21 protein-coding genes and 1 pseudogene are annotated in these 16,777 nt (G+C 37.7%); 4 read left to right on the forward strand and 18 right to left on the reverse strand.

The window, feature by feature from the left end; all coding sequences use genetic code 11:
- Positions 1-181: 181 nt before the first annotated feature.
- Positions 182-835: a DUF975 family protein gene (locus BR72_RS05005; protein ID WP_035430614.1), complete on the reverse strand. Its 654-nt coding sequence runs from the start codon at positions 833-835 to the stop codon at positions 182-184.
- A gap of 278 nt (positions 836-1,113) precedes the next feature.
- Positions 1,114-1,471: pseudogene (locus tag BR72_RS25295) on the reverse strand (low temperature requirement protein A); the annotation flags it as partial.
- 107 nt (positions 1,472-1,578) lie between these two features.
- Between BR72_RS25295 and BR72_RS05010 the strand changes: the two are divergent.
- The 3 genes from BR72_RS05010 (at position 1,579) to BR72_RS05015 (ending at position 2,713) form a co-directional block, all read left to right on the forward strand.
- Positions 1,579-2,022: a MarR family winged helix-turn-helix transcriptional regulator gene (locus BR72_RS05010; RefSeq protein WP_035430615.1), complete on the forward strand. Its 444-nt coding sequence runs from the start codon at positions 1,579-1,581 to the stop codon at positions 2,020-2,022.
- Positions 1,997-2,233: a (4Fe-4S)-binding protein gene (locus BR72_RS25300; RefSeq protein WP_081904787.1), complete on the forward strand. Its 237-nt coding sequence runs from the start codon at positions 1,997-1,999 to the stop codon at positions 2,231-2,233. Before BR72_RS05010 ends, BR72_RS25300 begins: the two co-directional genes overlap by 26 nt.
- 204 nt (positions 2,234-2,437) lie before the next feature.
- Positions 2,438-2,713 (forward strand): GNAT family N-acetyltransferase, encoded by a 276-nt coding sequence (locus tag BR72_RS05015; RefSeq protein WP_035430616.1) that lies wholly within the window; start codon positions 2,438-2,440, stop codon positions 2,711-2,713.
- Positions 2,714-3,038: 325 nt separating this feature from the next.
- On the opposite strand, the gene BR72_RS05020 is transcribed toward BR72_RS05015, so the two are convergent.
- The 16 genes from BR72_RS05020 to BR72_RS05095 form a co-directional block, all read right to left on the reverse strand.
- Entirely contained in the window at positions 3,039-3,440 is a 402-nt protein-coding gene (locus BR72_RS05020; RefSeq protein WP_035430617.1) for a F0F1 ATP synthase subunit epsilon, read from the reverse strand.
- Positions 3,441-3,460: 20 nt separating this feature from the next.
- On the reverse strand, positions 3,461-4,855 hold the full coding sequence (atpD, locus tag BR72_RS05025) for a F0F1 ATP synthase subunit beta (RefSeq protein ID WP_035430619.1): 1,395 nt from the start codon (positions 4,853-4,855) through the stop codon (positions 3,461-3,463).
- Between the two features lie 109 nt (positions 4,856-4,964).
- Positions 4,965-5,822, reverse strand: coding sequence for an ATP synthase F1 subunit gamma (gene atpG, locus BR72_RS05030; RefSeq protein WP_035430620.1), 858 nt, complete (start codon positions 5,820-5,822; stop codon positions 4,965-4,967).
- Between the two features lie 207 nt (positions 5,823-6,029).
- A complete protein-coding gene (gene atpA / locus BR72_RS05035) occupies positions 6,030-7,538 on the reverse strand; it encodes a F0F1 ATP synthase subunit alpha (protein WP_035430622.1) in 1,509 nt (502 codons plus the stop codon).
- A gap of 11 nt (positions 7,539-7,549) precedes the next feature.
- Positions 7,550-8,092: a F0F1 ATP synthase subunit delta gene (locus BR72_RS05040; RefSeq protein WP_035430623.1), complete on the reverse strand. Its 543-nt coding sequence runs from the start codon at positions 8,090-8,092 to the stop codon at positions 7,550-7,552.
- On the reverse strand, positions 8,089-8,598 hold the full coding sequence (gene atpF, locus BR72_RS05045) for a F0F1 ATP synthase subunit B (protein WP_035430624.1): 510 nt from the start codon (positions 8,596-8,598) through the stop codon (positions 8,089-8,091). The genes BR72_RS05040 and atpF overlap by 4 nt, the downstream gene beginning before the upstream one ends.
- 126 nt (positions 8,599-8,724) lie before the next feature.
- The gene (atpE, locus tag BR72_RS05050) at positions 8,725-8,943 is read right to left on the reverse strand and encodes a F0F1 ATP synthase subunit C (RefSeq protein ID WP_020061436.1); all 219 of its coding nucleotides are present in this window, start codon (positions 8,941-8,943) and stop codon (positions 8,725-8,727) included.
- A 57-nt stretch (positions 8,944-9,000) separates the two neighbouring features.
- A complete protein-coding gene (gene atpB, locus BR72_RS05055; protein ID WP_035430626.1) occupies positions 9,001-9,723 on the reverse strand; it encodes a F0F1 ATP synthase subunit A in 723 nt (240 codons plus the stop codon).
- 7 nt (positions 9,724-9,730) lie between these two features.
- Positions 9,731-10,123 (reverse strand): ATP synthase subunit I, encoded by a 393-nt coding sequence (locus BR72_RS05060; protein ID WP_035430627.1) that lies wholly within the window; start codon positions 10,121-10,123, stop codon positions 9,731-9,733.
- Positions 10,123-10,347: an AtpZ/AtpI family protein gene (locus tag BR72_RS05065; protein ID WP_035430628.1), complete on the reverse strand. Its 225-nt coding sequence runs from the start codon at positions 10,345-10,347 to the stop codon at positions 10,123-10,125. Before BR72_RS05065 ends, BR72_RS05060 begins: the two co-directional genes overlap by 1 nt.
- 485 nt (positions 10,348-10,832) lie before the next feature.
- Complete coding sequence (gene upp / locus BR72_RS05070; RefSeq protein ID WP_020061432.1) at positions 10,833-11,462, reverse strand: uracil phosphoribosyltransferase; 630 nt, start codon at positions 11,460-11,462, stop codon at positions 10,833-10,835.
- Positions 11,463-12,285: 823 nt separating this feature from the next.
- A complete protein-coding gene (gene glyA / locus BR72_RS05075) occupies positions 12,286-13,527 on the reverse strand; it encodes a serine hydroxymethyltransferase (RefSeq protein ID WP_035430629.1) in 1,242 nt (413 codons plus the stop codon).
- 179 nt (positions 13,528-13,706) lie between these two features.
- Positions 13,707-14,279, reverse strand: a complete 573-nt coding sequence (locus BR72_RS05080; RefSeq protein ID WP_035430630.1) for a TIGR01440 family protein — start codon at positions 14,277-14,279, stop codon at positions 13,707-13,709.
- Between the two features lie 66 nt (positions 14,280-14,345).
- Positions 14,346-14,789, reverse strand: a complete 444-nt coding sequence (gene rpiB, locus BR72_RS05085; RefSeq protein ID WP_035430631.1) for a ribose 5-phosphate isomerase B — start codon at positions 14,787-14,789, stop codon at positions 14,346-14,348.
- 88 nt (positions 14,790-14,877) lie between these two features.
- Positions 14,878-15,318: a low molecular weight protein arginine phosphatase gene (locus BR72_RS05090; RefSeq protein WP_035430632.1), complete on the reverse strand. Its 441-nt coding sequence runs from the start codon at positions 15,316-15,318 to the stop codon at positions 14,878-14,880.
- 146 nt (positions 15,319-15,464) lie between these two features.
- Entirely contained in the window at positions 15,465-15,962 is a 498-nt protein-coding gene (locus BR72_RS05095; RefSeq protein WP_035430633.1) for a PTS sugar transporter subunit IIA, read from the reverse strand.
- 319 nt (positions 15,963-16,281) lie between these two features.
- On the opposite strand from BR72_RS05095, the gene BR72_RS05100 reads away from it, so the two are divergent.
- Positions 16,282-16,668 (forward strand): DoxX family protein, encoded by a 387-nt coding sequence (locus tag BR72_RS05100; RefSeq protein WP_035430634.1) that lies wholly within the window; start codon positions 16,282-16,284, stop codon positions 16,666-16,668.
- Positions 16,669-16,777: the final 109 nt, after the last annotated feature.

The raw sequence follows: 16,777 nt of genomic DNA on the forward strand, positions 1-16,777 counted from the left end.
AAGTTCAACTGATTTTTCGGGTTAAAACATGGTGTTTTATTCAGAAATAAGTAATTTTTAACCATAAAAAGCCCAAATATAGAGAAGTAAAGTTTATAGAAAAAGTCGTTTATTTATTGACAAACGACTTTTTCAACAAAGTGAAACTAGCATGAATAATTCATTTCATGCTAGTTGCTTTTTAAATAGTAGTCTCTTCTTTTTTATAATATCTCTTTGAAATCTCCTCATAAAACGCTGCAGATGTCGTGTAAAAATATGGAGTTGACCATAAGAAACCAATTCCTAAAGTAACGACACTTAATAAAAACCAACCTAGAAAACTTAAGCATAATAAGAAGTAGTCCATTTTATGTCCGTCCATCATACGGCGACTTTCAGTAATTGCTTGATTCGCTGTATACTCTGGGTGATCATTTAAAATGAAATACGTCATGGAATAAGAAAATGATTTAATAATTCCTGGAATAATAAGAAGGAACATCCATAAAACAAGGTACACATACATTAATAAGTATGTTAAAAATGATTTCATAAACGTATCGCCATCACCGAACCATTTAAATAAATAACCGATACGAACCTCTTTCCCACGAACTGCGTTTAAAACAAGATAATAAGCACCAAACGTTAACGGACCGATAATAAGCATCGCCACAACACTTACTGTAATAGAATCCTTTGCCTCTTCCCATCCCCAAAAGATTGAGAAAATACCTGTAATTGCTAAGTTCACAGCAAAAATAAGAATTCCGATTAATAAAGTCGCCCATGCCGCAAATCCCCATCTTCCTCTTAATGCATCAAGTGCTTCTCTTTTTAATTGACTAATCATATATAACCTCCCCCTAAATGGTATTATTTTATTTATATACCATTTATTTTATTATATCCCTAAATTTAGGTTAAACACTATCCTTCTTTTAATATAAATAAGTCGTTGTTGTACTAAAGTATGGAGAAAGCTAAAGAAATAGTAGTAAAAGTTTTGTATTTTTCTTTAGCCAATTTGTTTAATATGGCTTTCGGTTAGTTGTTTTTCTATGCTACAGTGGAAATCAAGGTTTTTCGTTACATCCTCACAGCTTATATTTACGTAGTTGTTAAATGAGTAGCTTTCTTTCTATTCCCTTTTTCTAACTTCCGAACAACAAGATATTGAATCGCTGTAAGTGCTCTTAGTCCAATATAACCAATAAGAAAAGAAAAATAGTATTAATCAAAATCAACCGATAAACTGGATATCATAATCAGGACGAACAACATTTGAAAGATCATAAACATACGTTGATGCAAAATATCTTGTCCAAGCCCAACATATCGGGATAAATATAAGAATAAATTTTTAAAAATATTCTGGTTAAATATATCCATTTTCAACGTGAATTAAAACCTTAGTAGCAGTTGAGACCGCTGCTACTAATAGTAAGTCATAAAAAAGTTCCAACCACGTTACTTTTTTCTCTTCCATTTTTAACACTCCTTTTCACACAAAGTGTGATGGTAAACAAGTATAATATTGACATTTTATCAGTTTAGTTATAAATTGAATGTAAAAAAGAAAAATCAGGTGACCTAATGGAAAAAAAGGCAAACAACTCTTTATTATCTAAACAAGAGGAACGTCTCGGTTTAATGTTATGGTTCCGTCTCTCACGAGTATATAACCAGAGCATTCGCGAATCGAATCAATACTTAAAAAAATGGAATCTATCGGTAGCCCAATTTGACGTCTTAGTTCAGGTCGGTTCCCATGAAAAATTGTCTCAACAGGAATTAGCAAATAAGCTTTTTGTTACAAAGGGAAATATCACGCAATTGTTAAGCAAAATGGAAGTATTGGGATTGGTTAAACGAGAGCAAGAGTGGAAAACAAAATACCTTTCATTGACAGAGGAAGGCAAAAAGTTATTTCATGAAGTGGTTCCAGACCAAGAACACTTTCAAGCTTCACAATTTTCCAATTTGAATCACGAGGAAAAAAAGCAGCTTTTAGATTTACTTCGAAAAATTCAAAAGTAAACGTTATGCAGGAAAAGATATTGCTGTCTTTTTCAACGCTGAAATCTACGCCCATGCCGCAAAATGCGTAAAAGGATTACCAGAGGTTTTTGATATAAATAAGAAGCCGTGGGTTAACGCTAATGGCGCAGAGGCTGACGAAATTGCAAAGGTTATTGATCAATGTCCAAGCGGTGCATTGAAATATGTAAAAAAAGATAGTAGTAAATAAGAATATGAAAAGAAACGGTTCCACATACGTGCATTACATAAAATCACTGTAACTACTCAGTCACTCTATGAAAAAAGGCAGAAAAGCATTTTTAAAATGGCCTGGGAGAGCCTGGCTATATATAGGAGCGGTTAGGGCCTTTTCCTGCCACGCGTATAGTTTTAAAACAAAGAAAGGTACAGCATTAAAAGGAGGGCATATAAAATGCTTGAAATAAAAAAAGATACCAATAGTTTTTATGTAGGAGAACCAAATAACAAAGAGGCAGAAATAACTTATGTTCCAACTGGAGAAGAAAAAATTATTGTAGACCATACATTTGTTTCAGACAACCTGAGAGGTCAAAGAGTCGGAGAAGCATTAGTGAAAAGAATCGTCGAGTTCGCTAGGGAAGAAGGGAAAGTTATTATCCCACTATGTCCTTTTGCGAAAAGCCAAATTGAACGTAATGAAGAGTACCATGATGTGTTAGCAAAATAATAAAGTGACGCATTCTACATTATCATCAAAACATTGATATTATAGTAAAAAAGTCTGATCTCCCTGTACTAAGGAAGAATCGGGCTTTTTTATTATATATATCCACTTTGATTTTTTAACATCTAAGTTGCTGGTATGTAAAACAAAAAGTGATATGCTACTTCCCTTTGTTTTCATATTGCCTGTGGCAGAAAAAGGACCTGACCGCTCCAAGCATGGCCAGGCGCTCTCGCACATCTAAAAATAGTGGTTTTTATGTTGGTTTTTCTCGTTTATATATAAACGAGAAAAAGCCACAAAGGTTCATCCCTTTGCGGCCTTGTCTTTACTTCATATTGGAAACGTCTAAACGGTTAATCGCACGTTTAAGTGCCATTTCTGCACGTTTGAAGTCAACATGTGCTTGTTTATCTTGCATACGTTGCTCAGCGCGGCGCTTCGCTTCGTTTGCGCGATGAATGTCGATATGATTTGCTGTTTCAGCAGATGGTGCTAATACTGTTACTTTATCAGGGCGAACTTCAATAAAGCCACCGCTAACTGCTACGTAATCTGTATGCCCACCATTTTTCAAGCGAATTGCACTAATTTTAAGTGGTGCAACAGTTGGAATGTGACCTGCTAAGATCCCCATTTCCCCGCTCTCTGCTCTTACACTTACCATTTCAACTTCGTTTTCGTAAACCGGTCCATCAGGAGTTACAATACTGACTGGAAATGTCTTCATAATTCGTCCCTCCTAAGGCCTTATGCCATCATTTTCTTCGCGTTTTCAACAACTTCTTCAATACCACCAACCAGACGGAATGCGTCTTCTGGAAGGTCATCATGTTTTCCTTCTAGAATTTCTTTGAATCCACGAACTGTTTCTTTTACAGGTACGTAAGATCCTTTTTGACCTGTAAACTGTTCTGCTACGTGGAAGTTCTGTGATAAGAAGAACTGAACGCGACGAGCGCGATGTACAACTAATTTATCTTCTTCAGATAACTCATCCATACCTAAGATAGCGATGATATCTTGAAGCTCTTTGTAACGTTGCAGTGTTTGCTGAATTTGACGAGCAATTGCATAATGCTCTTCTCCTACGATTTCTGGAGATAGTGCACGAGATGTAGATGCCAATGGATCTACCGCTGGGTAAATACCCATTTGTGTTAAACGACGCTCTAAGTTTGTTGTTGCATCTAAGTGAGCGAACGTTGTTGCTGGCGCTGGGTCAGTGTAGTCATCGGCTGGTACATATACCGCTTGGATAGACGTGATAGACCCTTTATTTGTTGATGTAATACGCTCTTGTAATTGACCCATTTCTGTTGCAAGTGTTGGTTGGTAACCTACCGCAGATGGCATACGACCAAGTAGGGCAGATACTTCAGAACCAGCTTGCGTGAAACGGAAGATATTATCGATGAACAGAAGTACGTCTTGTCCTTGCTCATCACGGAAATGTTCAGCCATTGTTAAACCTGTTAACGCAACACGTTGACGCGCTCCAGGTGGCTCGTTCATTTGTCCGAATACCATCGCTGTTTTCTTGATTACGCCAGAATCACTCATTTCGTGGTATAAGTCGTTACCTTCACGAGTACGCTCACCTACACCAGCGAATACAGAGATACCACCGTGCTCTTGTGCGATGTTGTTAATTAATTCTTGGATTAATACCGTTTTACCTACACCGGCACCACCGAATAGACCGATTTTACCACCTTTAATATAAGGAGCTAATAAGTCTACTACTTTAATACCAGTTTCAAGAATTTCTACTTTTGTAGATAACTCTTCGAATGCAGGTGCTTGGCGGTGAATTGGATCACGGCGTACATCCGCTGCTACTTCTTCACCTAAGTCAATTGCATCACCTAATACGTTAAATACACGACCAAGTGTTGCATCACCAACTGGAACAGAAATTGGTTTACCAGTGTCTTCTACTTCTGTACCACGAACAAGTCCATCAGTAGAAGACATTGCTACTGTACGAACTGTATTATCACCAAGATGAAGCGCAACTTCTAAAGTTAAGTCCATTGCTTCTTCTTTGATTCTAAGGGCATTGTAGATTTCAGGTAGCTTTCCGCCGTCAAACTTAACGTCTACAACCGGACCCATGATTTGCGTAACGCGCCCTTTATTCATCGGGTTCCCTCCTAGCTTTCTTTTAATTAACCGGCTTTTCTACGAACAGTCGGTTTTCGTTTTTTATATTTCATTTCGCTTTTGAGATTATCGCTTCCGCTTTTTCTCTCTACTCTAACGCAGCTGCACCGCCAACGATTTCCGTAATTTCTTGCGTAATCGCTGCTTGACGAGCGCGGTTGAAAGAAAGTGTAAGTGTATCGATAACTTCCATTGCGTTGTCTGTAGCACTTTTCATTGCTGTCATACGCGCTGCGTGTTCACTTGCTTTACCATCTAGCAATGCGCCGTAAACTAAGCTTTCTGCGTATTGTGGCAATAATACTTTTAAAATATCTTCTTCAGATGGTTCAAATTCATATGAAGTTGTTGCTTTGTCAGATGCCACATCCGTAAGCGGTAAAATTTTCTTCTCCGTTACTTCTTGTGAGATCTTACTTACATAATGATTGTAGTAAATATACAATTCATCATAAGCACCATCTGTAAACATAGAAATTGCTCTTGAAGCAATGTCTTTAATATCAGCGAATACTGGTTGATCCGATAATCCAAGTACTTCATCAATGATATTAAAGCCACGACGTTTTAAGTAATCACGTCCTAGACGTCCAAGTACAATAATTGCGTACTGACTTGCATCCATGTTGTGACGCTCTTTCACTACGTTACTTACTGCACGTAAAACGTTACTGTTATATCCACCTGCTAGTCCGCGATCCGATGTAATAACGATGTATCCTGTTCGCTTTACAGGACGCGCTGTTAGCATTGGATGATTTACCCCGCTACCTTGCGCTATGCTCGCTACTACTTCTTGAATCTTATCCATATACGGAACGAAAGATTTAGCATTTTGTTCTGCACGGTTTAACTTCGATGCAGATACCATCTCCATCGCTTTCGTAATTTGACTCGTTTTCTTTGTCGAGTTAATTTTCGCTTTTATATCGCGTAAAGATGCCACAGGTTTTCACCACCTTTTTTCCGGAAGTTGGCATGATCAGAAAGACTTCCATTTTGTCGGTCTTCCTAATCGTTATACTTGTTCATGATTGAAGGAAAAGAATAGGTGCACCTACTCTTTTCCTCTTCATATCCGTTAGCACTCTATGTAAGAGCCCTGTTTATATAGAAGTGGAGCGGCTTAACGAGCCGCTTCCGCCTTTTATTATTACTCAGATGCTACGAAAACTTTTTTGAAGCCGTTAATAGCAGTTGCCATTTTTTCGTCTTCAGGAAGTTTTGTTGTTGTACGAATTTCAGTTAATAATTCAGCAGCATTTGTATCTAACCAAGCATGCAACTCGTCTTCGAAACGAGTGATATCTACTACTGGGATATCATCTAAGAATCCGCGTGTTAATGCGTAAAGAATCATAACTTGCTTCTCTACTTTTAATGGCTTATGTAAGCCTTGTTTTAATACTTCTACTGTACGTGCACCACGGTTTAATTTCGCTTGTGTTGCTTTATCAAGGTCAGAACCGAACGCAGCGAACGCTTCTAATTCACGATAAGATGCAAGGTCAAGACGAAGTGTACCAGATACTTTGCTCATCGCTTTGATCTGAGCCGCACCACCAACACGAGATACAGAAGTACCTGCGTCGATCGCTGGACGTACACCAGAGAAGAATAGATCAGATTGTAAGAAGATCTGTCCATCTGTAATAGAGATTACGTTTGTTGGGATGTAAGCTGATACGTCCCCTGCTTGTGTTTCGATGAAAGGTAATGCTGTTAAAGAACCAGCGCCTTTTGCATCACTTAATTTCGCCGCACGCTCTAGTAAGCGGGAGTGTAAGTAGAATACATCCCCTGGATACGCTTCACGACCTGGAGGACGACGTAATAGTAATGATAATTCACGGTATGCAGCCGCTTGTTTTGATAAGTCATCATATACAACTAATACGTGTTTGCCGTTGTACATGAATTCCTCACCCATTGTTACACCAGCATATGCAGCTAAGTATAATAATGGAGCAGGTTGAGATGCAGATGCAGTTACAACGATTGTGTACTCTAATGCACCGTGCTTACGTAATGTTTCAACTACGTTACGAACTGTAGATTCTTTTTGTCCGATTGCTACATAGATACAAACCATATCTTGATCTTTTTGGTTCAAGATTGTATCAAGTGCTACAGCTGTTTTACCAGTTTGGCGGTCACCGATGATTAACTCACGTTGTCCGCGGCCAATTGGTACAAGAGCGTCAATCGCCTTAATACCAGTTTGAAGTGGCTCATGAACTGACTTACGATCCATTACGCCTGGTGCTGGGCTTTCGATTGGACGAGTTTTTGTTGTGTTAATTGGACCTAAACCGTCTACTGGTTGACCTAGTGGGTTTACAACACGACCGATTAACTCTTCCCCTACTGGTACTTGCATGATGCGACCTGTACGACGTACTTCGTCACCTTCACGAATTTCAGTATAAGGTCCTAAAATAATGATACCTACGTTATTTTCCTCTAAGTTTTGTGCTAGTCCCATAACGCCGTTAGCGAACTCAACAAGCTCACCAGCCATAACGTTATCAAGACCATGAGCACGTGCAATACCGTCACCAACTTGAATAACTGTACCAACATCGCTAACTTCGATCTCAGACTGATAGTTTTCAATTTGTTGCTTAATCAGTGCGCTAATTTCTTCAGCTCTGATGCTCATGCGCTTCACCCCTATCTATTCTTCATAAGTTCACGCTGAATACGTGCTAACTTTCCTTGTAAACTGCCGTCGTAAATGCGGTTTCCAATGCGTACTTTAATACCGCCTAGTAAATCTTCATCTACAACATTTTGAACGCGAATTGCATCTTTTCCTGTTTTCTTTGCAAATGCTTCTGCAATGCTAATCTTCTCATCTTCTGATAAAGGACGAATAGAGTAAACAGTTGCATCCGCTACGTTACGCTCTTCATTAGCAAGGGCAACATACACATCTACAATTTCAGGTAATAATGTTTCGCGATGATTATCGATTAAAATATATAACGTGCTTAAAATCGGCTGAGAAACAGTAGAAAACACGTTAGAAAGAAATTGTTTTTTCTTTTCAGCTGAAATGCTTGGTTGACCTAAAAATGTATGTAGTTCTTTACTACTTACAAAAGCACTTTGCACAAGGCGCAGTTCTTCTTCAAACATTTCTAGTACGTGTTTTTCTTTTGCGATTTGAAAAAGAGCGACGGCATAACGTTTAGCTACAATCTCATTGCTCATCGCGCTTCTCCTACCTCTTTAATATAATCACGAATTAATTGAACTTGGTCTTCTTCTTTTAGTTCTTTTTGCATTACTTTAGAAGCAATTTGGACAGATAAAGAAGCAACCTGTTCTTGAAGAGCAGCAATAGCTTGCTCTTTTTCGCGTTGAATTTCTTGTACAGCAGATTCTTTAATAGATACCGCTTCTTCTTTGGCAGCAGCAACAATAACATCTTTTTGATCCTCTGCTTGCTTTTTCGCTCTCTCGATTAATTCTTGCGCTTCAATGCGCGATTGTTTTAACATTTCACGTTGTTCTTCTACTAACTTTCTCGCCTCTGCATTGTTCTTTTCCGCAGCGTCAATTTCGTTAGAAATATGATTTTCACGGTCCTTCATAATTCCCATTAAAGGTCCAAATGCATATTTACGAAGTAATGCTAATAGAATTAAGAAAACAACGATTGTATAAAGCATCGTTCCGTATGGAACAGCAGCAGCTCCTAATAATAGAGTTGGCACAAGGATTCACTCCCTTCAAAAATCTAAATTAAACAAATGAAAAGACAAGTAATGTTTCATTCATAAAGCAATGGCGAAGAAGGTCCCAAAACGATCTTCGCCACTTATTGTAAGGGGAGCTATCCCTTATTTGTTTAATACGATAAACGCGATTACTACACCGATGATTGGAAGCGCCTCAACTAACGCTACCCCGATGAACATGATTGTTTGAAGTACACCACGTAATTCTGGTTGACGAGCAACACCCTCAACTGTGCGAGATACGATAAGACCATTACCAATACCAGCACCTAATGCAGATAAACCAATTGCAATTGCAGCTGCGATTACACCTAAACTCATTTTAAAAGTCCTCCTTTTTATCAATAAAAAATAAATTTTGTACTTACTTTAAATATATTAATGGTCGTGGCTTACTTTATGAGCCATGTACACCATCGTTAACATTGTAAAGATAAACGCCTGGATAGCGCCTACGAAAATACTGAAGCCCATCCATGCTAACATCGGCAGAACAGCACCTAATGCGCCGCCAAACGTACCGCTTGCTCCTAACTGAGCAAGTAACGTTAATAAAATCTCACCCGCATAAATGTTACCAAATAAACGCAGACCTAACGTCAATGTATTTGCAAATTCCTCAATTACCTTTAAAGGGAATAAGAATTTCATTGGTTGAATATAGCCTTTTAAATATTCTTTCGTACCCTTCATCTTAACTCCATAATAATGGGTAAGGGCAACTACCATCACGGCTAATGTTAGAGTAACTGCTGGGTCAGACGTTGGAGATCTCCACCATGCAATATGCTCTCCGCCTTCAGCTGTCGCAATCATGAACGGCAAACCGAGCATGTTTGCTACAAAGATATACATAATGAGTGTAACTCCAAGCGTTAAAAAGCGTCCGCCTGTTTTCCAATCCATCGTACTATCAATCATACCTTTTACAAAGTCCACAACCCATTCAAAGAAGTTTTGCATTCCTGTTGGGCGCAAGGCTAAGCGACGGGTACACATAATAGCAATGATAAATACGATTACTGCCGCAACAGTCGTCATCATAACTGAGGACAAGTCGAACGTTAAACCTAGAAATTCAACTAATTTACCGTGTTCCACTAGTAATTCACCTCTCTTCCCTGCTCTTATACTGTAGATAAAGAAAATCTATGATCATGACAAGATATCCTGTCAGCAATCCTAATCCTAAGCTCCACATCGCCATTAAATGTTGATATTTAGCTGCAAACAAAATTAATAGCCCTATCGTGGCTAATCTCGAATATGTACTCACTGCAGTCGCTTTATACTTCACTTCCTCACCTTGTGTAACGCGATCTAACAGCTTGTCCGTCTTATGTGCAACGATGCGCAAACTAAGAAAACCGAAAATCGTTCCGATAATCAGTCCTAAAAAGACATCTTTGTATGAGGTAAAGCCCCATCCTAATACAAAGAGTGCGAGAAGGTTGTACATATATTTCTTTTGTCTTTGGACAAGTTCATGTACTTCTATCATCATTGCTCTCCCGAATAAAATTGTCGAATGAGTCGAATCATCGCATAAACCCCTGTTCCAAGTCCTAATAATAAACCGATTACTAGAAATAATGGAAACGTTCCAAGCTTACCATCTATCCATTGCCCGCCAAAAATCCCAACTAAAATAGCGCCAACGAGCTGAGAAAGAATTCCTGTCATTAAAGCATATGCCTTAAATGGACTACGCTTGTTTCCTTCCAAGGATTCATCCCTCCATGATATACAGCCTCATTCACTATGTGTGTAAAGAATGTGTTAATAATAACTCATTTATTTGCATAAATCCTAATTAAATAAGAAAGTTATTTTTTTTGTCAAAGAATAGACGAAAATTTGACAATGAAAACCCTACCATCTATCCCCGTAGTTAGCATACAATAGGGTATTAAACAGTGTCAACGTCAAATCGAAAAAAATCAAAAAATTTGAGCTTTAGGTATTTCCTTCCATATTTGAAAACGTTCTCCTTCAAAAAAATGTTAAAATACGTCTAATTTCTAGACCTTTTCTATTTATAATAGAAGAGAAAAGTTCACAAGTTTGTCACTATTATGTTTTTTGAATATATAATTTCCCTTCTATTATATAACTTTCTCAAGTAAGAAGTTTCTATATTATATGCAATTTCACCTCATATTATGTTATATGAAAAAACAGACGAGAAGGATATCTTCTCGTCTGTTGTCTTACTTCGTTCCAAATAAACGGTCGCCAGCATCTCCAAGACCTGGTACAACGTATCCGTGATCGTTTAATTTTTCATCTAATGCAGCCACATAAATATCTACATCAGGATGGTCTTCTTGAATAACTTTTACCCCTTCTGGAGCACCGACGATACACATTAATTTAATATGCTTCGCACCGCGCTTCTTTAAAGAAGTAATTGCTTCCGATGCAGAGCCGCCTGTCGCTAACATTGGATCAAGTACGATAAAATCACGTTCTTCTACATCAGTTGGAAGTTTCACATAGTATTCTACAGGTTGTAATGTTTCTGGATCACGGTATAAACCGATATGACCTACTTTTGCTGCTGGAATTAATTTTAAAATTCCATCTACCATTCCTAAGCCTGCACGTAAAATAGGAATTAAACCAAGCTTCTTACCTGCAATCACTTTTGTTTTCGCTTTACTTACAGGTGTTTCAATTTCAATTTCTTCAAGCGGAAGATCGCGTGTAATTTCAAACGCCATCAAGCTTGCTACTTCATCTACTAATTCACGAAATTCTTTCGTGCCTGTATTCTTATCGCGAATATATGTAATCTTATGTTGAATTAAAGGGTGATCAAAAACATACAGTTTTCCCATGTGAATCGCTCCTTCAGATGATATTGATGCGTGAGACCACGCTGTTTTTACACTATGTACGATTGTAAAGAAAACGCTTCTAATATTCAAGGGTGAATTTGGGATATAGATGTAAAACAGCTATCATTTCTATTTATTTTCCTTATTTAGACAAAATACATACTTTTCTCTTCTCGAAAGGAAATACATGTGCTCCATATAGGAACCTACTCAAAAACAAGCAAAGAACAAGCCTACATTATAAAAATAGAATTAGCCGAATTGTTATTCACAAAAAAGGTTGCCCCATACATCCGTTACTCATACCGATGAAATAACCCTTTTTATCTACTCGGGCGTTTGTTTTGAGCATTTACAATTGAAATACTATGAGGTGTGTAGAGCTTTTAAACTAGTTATATTGTATGCAATATTGCATACCAAAATAAGTTGTAAAGTGCATTATGCAAAAGTATAATAAGAATATAGATAGATAATTAAATATTCAGAAAGCGAGGGATTGTTTATGCAAATCGCTATGGAAATTTTAAAATTTCTAGGTTCAGTAATTCCATTCGTAGCAGATCTTTTAAAAGCAGTAATGTAAATCATATTTATTGCCATTATATTATTTTACAATTATTTCGCAAATGATCTGTGTATAAAACAAATACTGTTTTGATATACAGATTTTTTGTATGAATGAAAAACAAATCATCCGCCTAAAAATAACATAGAAAAGGCGACTTTCCGTTCAATGTTGAACAGAAAGTCGCCTTTTCGCTTTACATGCTTTTTGCAAAATGAAAAACGTATGTTTTTCCGTTCACAATTTTTTTCTATCTTACAGCCCTTTATACATTGGGAATTTATCTGTTAAAGCATTTACACGCTTACGTGCTTCTTCTAATGCTGCTTCATTATCATGATTTTTTAATGTGTAAGCAATGATAGATGCAATTTCATCCATCTCAGCAAATCCGAAATCTCTTGATGTTACAGCTGCAGTTCCGATACGAACGCCGCTTGTTACAAATGGGCTCGCTGGATCAAATGGAATTGTATTTTTGTTTACTGTAATACCCACTTCATCTAATACATGCTCTGCAACTTTTCCAGTTATATTTAAATTACGAACATCAATTAAAACTAAGTGGTTGTCCGTTCCACCAGAAACAAGGGTAATTCCTTCTTTTTGTAGACCCTCTGCTAAACGTTTTGCATTGTTAATAATGTTTTGTGCATATGTTTTGAAGTCATCCTGCAATGCTTCTCCAAATGCAACTGCTTTTGCTGCGATTACATGCATAAGCGGTCCGCCTTGAATACCAGGGAAAATGGATTTATCAATTTGCTTTCCAAATTGTTCTTTACATAAAATCATACCGCCGCGTGGCCCGCGTAATGTTTTATGAGTTGTTGTTGTTACAAAGTCAGCGTATGGTACTGGGTTTGGGTGTAAGCCTGCTGCTACAAGTCCGGCGATATGTGCCATATCTACCATTAAATATGCGCCAACCTCATCAGCGATTTCACGGAATTTCTTGAAATCAATCTCACGAGGATATGCACTTGCACCGGCAACGATTAATTTTGGTTTATGCTCTTTTGCTTTTTCTAATACATCTTCATAATTGATACAATGTGTATCAGGATCTACACCGTATTCAATGAAGTTATATTGTATACCACTAAAGTTAACAGGGCTTCCGTGTGTTAAGTGACCGCCGTGGGATAAGTTCATACCAAGCACTGTGTCACCTTGCTCTAGAATTGTGAAGTATACAGCCATGTTTGCCTGTGCACCAGAGTGCGGTTGAACGTTTACGTACTCTGCGCCAAAAATTTCTTTTGCGCGATCGCGTGCGATATCTTCGACGATATCTACATGCTCACAACCACCGTAATAACGTTTCCCAGGATATCCTTCTGCATACTTGTTCGTTAATACAGAGCCTTGCGCTTCCATTACTGCTTCACTTACAAAGTTTTCAGATGCAATAAGCTCAATTTTTGAACGCTGTCTTCCTAATTCTAATTCAATTGCAGCAAACACCTTTTCATCTTGACGTTTTAAATGCTCCACCAAAATCCCCCTTTTTTTGAGCGAACTACACCTATTTTCGATATTTTCCCTTCATTTCCTAAGAAAAAACGAAAGTTCTAGTTGTAATCCTTTTAAATCTTCACATTTTCAACTACATTCTAACACGACTACACACATGATAAAAGAAAAAAAAGACCGAATTTGGTCTTTTTTCTTACTTAAATACAAGTAAACGTTTCCTCTTTTATTGCATATACTGCACGCGCTCCGCCGATTAACTTCGGACGTGTTTTCGCCATCGTTACATGAGCATGCCCAATCTCTTTCACTCGTGTGCGCACTGGAACAGCTACATGTTTTAAATGCATACCGATAAATGTATCTCCAATATCAATACCTGCATCCGCTTTTACGAACTCCACAATAACTGGATCTTTCATATTATGATATGCATATGTTGCAAGAGCCCCACCCGCTGATCTGACAGGCGTAACATTTACAATTTCGAACTGATGCTTTTCTGCGACTTCCCTTTCTACCACTAAAGCACGGTTTAAATGTTCACAGCACTGAAATGCTAGGGCAATACTACACTGCTCTTGAAAATGTGTTAACTCAGAAAAAATTGCCTCTGCTACTTCCATCGTTCCTGATGTTCCAATTCTTTCACCAAGCACTTCACTCGTACTGCAGCCCACAACAAAAAGGTTTCCGTTTCGCAGCGCGGCTTGCTCTTGAAATTCAAAAAGCGCCGTTTGCAACTGCTCTTTTAATTGTAATATTTCACTCATTACGCTCTTCCTTTCGCAGGTAGGTTCAACAAATTATATTACTTCTTACTAGAAGTTAGAATACAATTACTTCGCTTCGTATGCTTTAATTTTTCCAACACGATTTTCGTGACGGCCACCTTCATAGTCCGTAGTTAACCAAATTTTCGCGATGTCGCGTGCTAATCCAGCTCCAATTACACGCTCACCCATTGCTATCATGTTCGTATCATTGTGCTCTCTCGTTGCTTTTGCACTAAATGTATCATGCACTAATGCGCAGCGAATGCCGTGTACTTTATTTGCCGCAATTGACATACCAATTCCTGTTCCACAAATTAAAATACCGCGATCTACTTCTCCATTTGCAACCATTTCTGCTGCTGGGAATGCAAAATCAGGATAATCTACAGATCCTGCCTCGCACTCACAACCTAAATCAATATATTCAATGTTCAATTCTTCTAATAGACTTACGATTTCTTTGCGAATATTCATTCCGCCATGATCAGATGCTACAACTACTTTCATTGTAAACCCCTCCAAATATAAAATGAAACTTCTATTAGTGGAAATCTCTTCTTTCCATTAACTCCAATATCGTATTATACACGAAACATTAGCTTTCTGAGTGTTTTTTCACCAAAGTTTGCACAAGTTGTTCCATTTCTTCTAATGTTGCTTTATAAATAGCAAGCGAACCGCCAAAAGGATCAGAAATATCCTTATTTGTACCTTCTACAAATTTATAGAATGTATGCACTTTTTCACTTATTTCTGGATGGTGCGCTAATAAAAGTTGGCGATGTCCTGCTGTCATCGTCAATACAACATCCGACCACTCTAACAACTCTGCCGTCACCAGCTTTGAAGAATGGGCAATTGAAATCCCCTTTTCTTCTAGCGCATTTTTAGCATGAAGAGATGCATCAGTACCAACCTCCGCAAAAACACCGGCAGATTGCACGTCAAACTGCTCCTTACCATGATGATGTAATAACGCCTCTGCCATCGGGCTGCGGCACGTATTACCTGTACAAACGAATAATACTCGCTTCACCAAACACCACTCCTTATGATGAATATCTATTTTCATCATAACGCACAATGGTAGCGAAAAAAAGAAATGTATGTATAAGTTAAAAAAACGGACATAAAAAAGAATCCACTCCAATTATGAAATGGATTCCTTACTTATCAAAATGATTATTTCATTGTTACTTTCATTACTCCAGTTGAACCTTTTGTAGCTGTTACACCTACAGTTGTTTCAATAGATTCTGTTTCACCTGTGTTTGTAATAACGATTGGTGTAATTGTACTTTTCGCTTTTTCACGAATTAATTCTAAATCGAAAGAGATTAATTTATCACCAGCTTTAACAGCTTGTCCTTCAGAGACGTATGTTTCAAAACCTTCGCCTGCCATGTTTACAGTTTCTAATCCAACGTGGATTAAGATCTCCGCACCGTTTTTCGCTTTAATACCTACAGCATGTTTTGTGTGGAATAATTGTACAATCTCACCATCTACCGGAGATACTACCACACCTTCAGTTGGATCAATGGCAACACCATCTCCCATCATACGACCAGCAAATACTGGATCTGGTACTTCTTCAATATTTTTCACTTCTCCAGTTAATGGAGAGACAATTGTTTCTGCATTTGTTTTAGAACCAAAACCAAATAATTTTTTAAACATAGGTTAATCCTCCTTATCATTCATCGCTTTAGCGATATAAAAACGTTCCCATAAAATGAAATCGTTAACCAGACTTTTATTGTATCTTCTCAAAAAATTCCAGTCAATTCAGACTGTCTGAATTCAATTGAAAAAGAAGTGAACTTTCTCCATTTTCCCCCATAAATTGTATAAACCCCTTAACAACATCATTGTTTTTTCATCTATTATTTGTAAAATTTATTTTCGTTTTTTAGATAATTAGCTTGACTAAAGTAAGTAACTATTTTATTATTTACTTACATAAGGTAAGTAAATAACTTTTTGGAGGTTTTATAAAATGATGAACATTGGTCTTCTTATTATCCGTCTTATTATTGGGATTACTTTCATGGGGCATGGCACACAAAAATTATTTGGCTGGTTCGGCGGTCACGGTTTAAAAGGAACTGGCGGCTGGATGGAATCAATCGGTTTACGACCAGGCGTATTTATGGCATTTATGGCCGGAGCAACTGAATTACTAGGCGGTTTCTTATTTGCTGCTGGTATTTTCACTTGGGTAGGTGCTCTATTTATTGTCGGCACAATGTTAGTAGCCATCATCACAGTTCACGGAAAAAATGGCTACTGGGTTACACAAAACGGTTTTGAATATAACCTTATTTTAATTACAGTTGCAGTTGGCGTTGCCCTTATCGGACCTGGCGCTTACACTTTAATTTAACTAAAAATCTTGAATTCGAGATTTTTTCAACCCATTAAAAAAGTCGATCTCTTAACCAAGAAATCGACTTTTTTTATTTGTCCTTATTCAACTAAAGCTCCTGTTAGCT

The sequence above is a fragment of the Bacillus sp. UNC322MFChir4.1 genome, assembly GCF_000746135.1.
GTDB lineage: Bacteria > Bacillota > Bacilli > Bacillales > Bacillaceae_G > Bacillus_A.

Excerpts from the sequence above, each read along its gene's own strand:
- BR72_RS05005 (WP_035430614.1), bottom strand. The coding sequence starts at position 835 with ATGATTAGTCAATTAAAAAGAGAAGCACTTGATGCATTAAGAGGAAGA.
- BR72_RS05010 (WP_035430615.1), top strand. The coding sequence starts at position 1,579 with ATGGAAAAAAAGGCAAACAACTCTTTATTATCTAAACAAGAGGAACGT.
- BR72_RS05015 (WP_035430616.1), top strand. The coding sequence starts at position 2,438 with ATGCTTGAAATAAAAAAAGATACCAATAGTTTTTATGTAGGAGAACCA.
- BR72_RS05020 (WP_035430617.1), bottom strand. The coding sequence starts at position 3,440 with ATGAAGACATTTCCAGTCAGTATTGTAACTCCTGATGGACCGGTTTAC.
- atpD (WP_035430619.1), bottom strand. The coding sequence starts at position 4,855 with ATGAATAAAGGGCGCGTTACGCAAATCATGGGTCCGGTTGTAGACGTT.
- atpA (WP_035430622.1), bottom strand. The coding sequence starts at position 7,538 with ATGAGCATCAGAGCTGAAGAAATTAGCGCACTGATTAAGCAACAAATT.
- BR72_RS05040 (WP_035430623.1), bottom strand. The coding sequence starts at position 8,092 with ATGAGCAATGAGATTGTAGCTAAACGTTATGCCGTCGCTCTTTTTCAA.
- atpE (WP_020061436.1), bottom strand. The coding sequence starts at position 8,943 with ATGAGTTTAGGTGTAATCGCAGCTGCAATTGCAATTGGTTTATCTGCA.
- BR72_RS05060 (WP_035430627.1), bottom strand. The coding sequence starts at position 10,123 with ATGATAGAAGTACATGAACTTGTCCAAAGACAAAAGAAATATATGTAC.
- upp (WP_020061432.1), bottom strand. The coding sequence starts at position 11,462 with ATGGGAAAACTGTATGTTTTTGATCACCCTTTAATTCAACATAAGATT.
- BR72_RS05080 (WP_035430630.1), bottom strand. The coding sequence starts at position 14,279 with ATGAGTGAAATATTACAATTAAAAGAGCAGTTGCAAACGGCGCTTTTT.
- rpiB (WP_035430631.1), bottom strand. The coding sequence starts at position 14,789 with ATGAAAGTAGTTGTAGCATCTGATCATGGCGGAATGAATATTCGCAAA.
- BR72_RS05095 (WP_035430633.1), bottom strand. The coding sequence starts at position 15,962 with ATGTTTAAAAAATTATTTGGTTTTGGTTCTAAAACAAATGCAGAAACA.
- BR72_RS05100 (WP_035430634.1), top strand. The coding sequence starts at position 16,282 with ATGATGAACATTGGTCTTCTTATTATCCGTCTTATTATTGGGATTACT.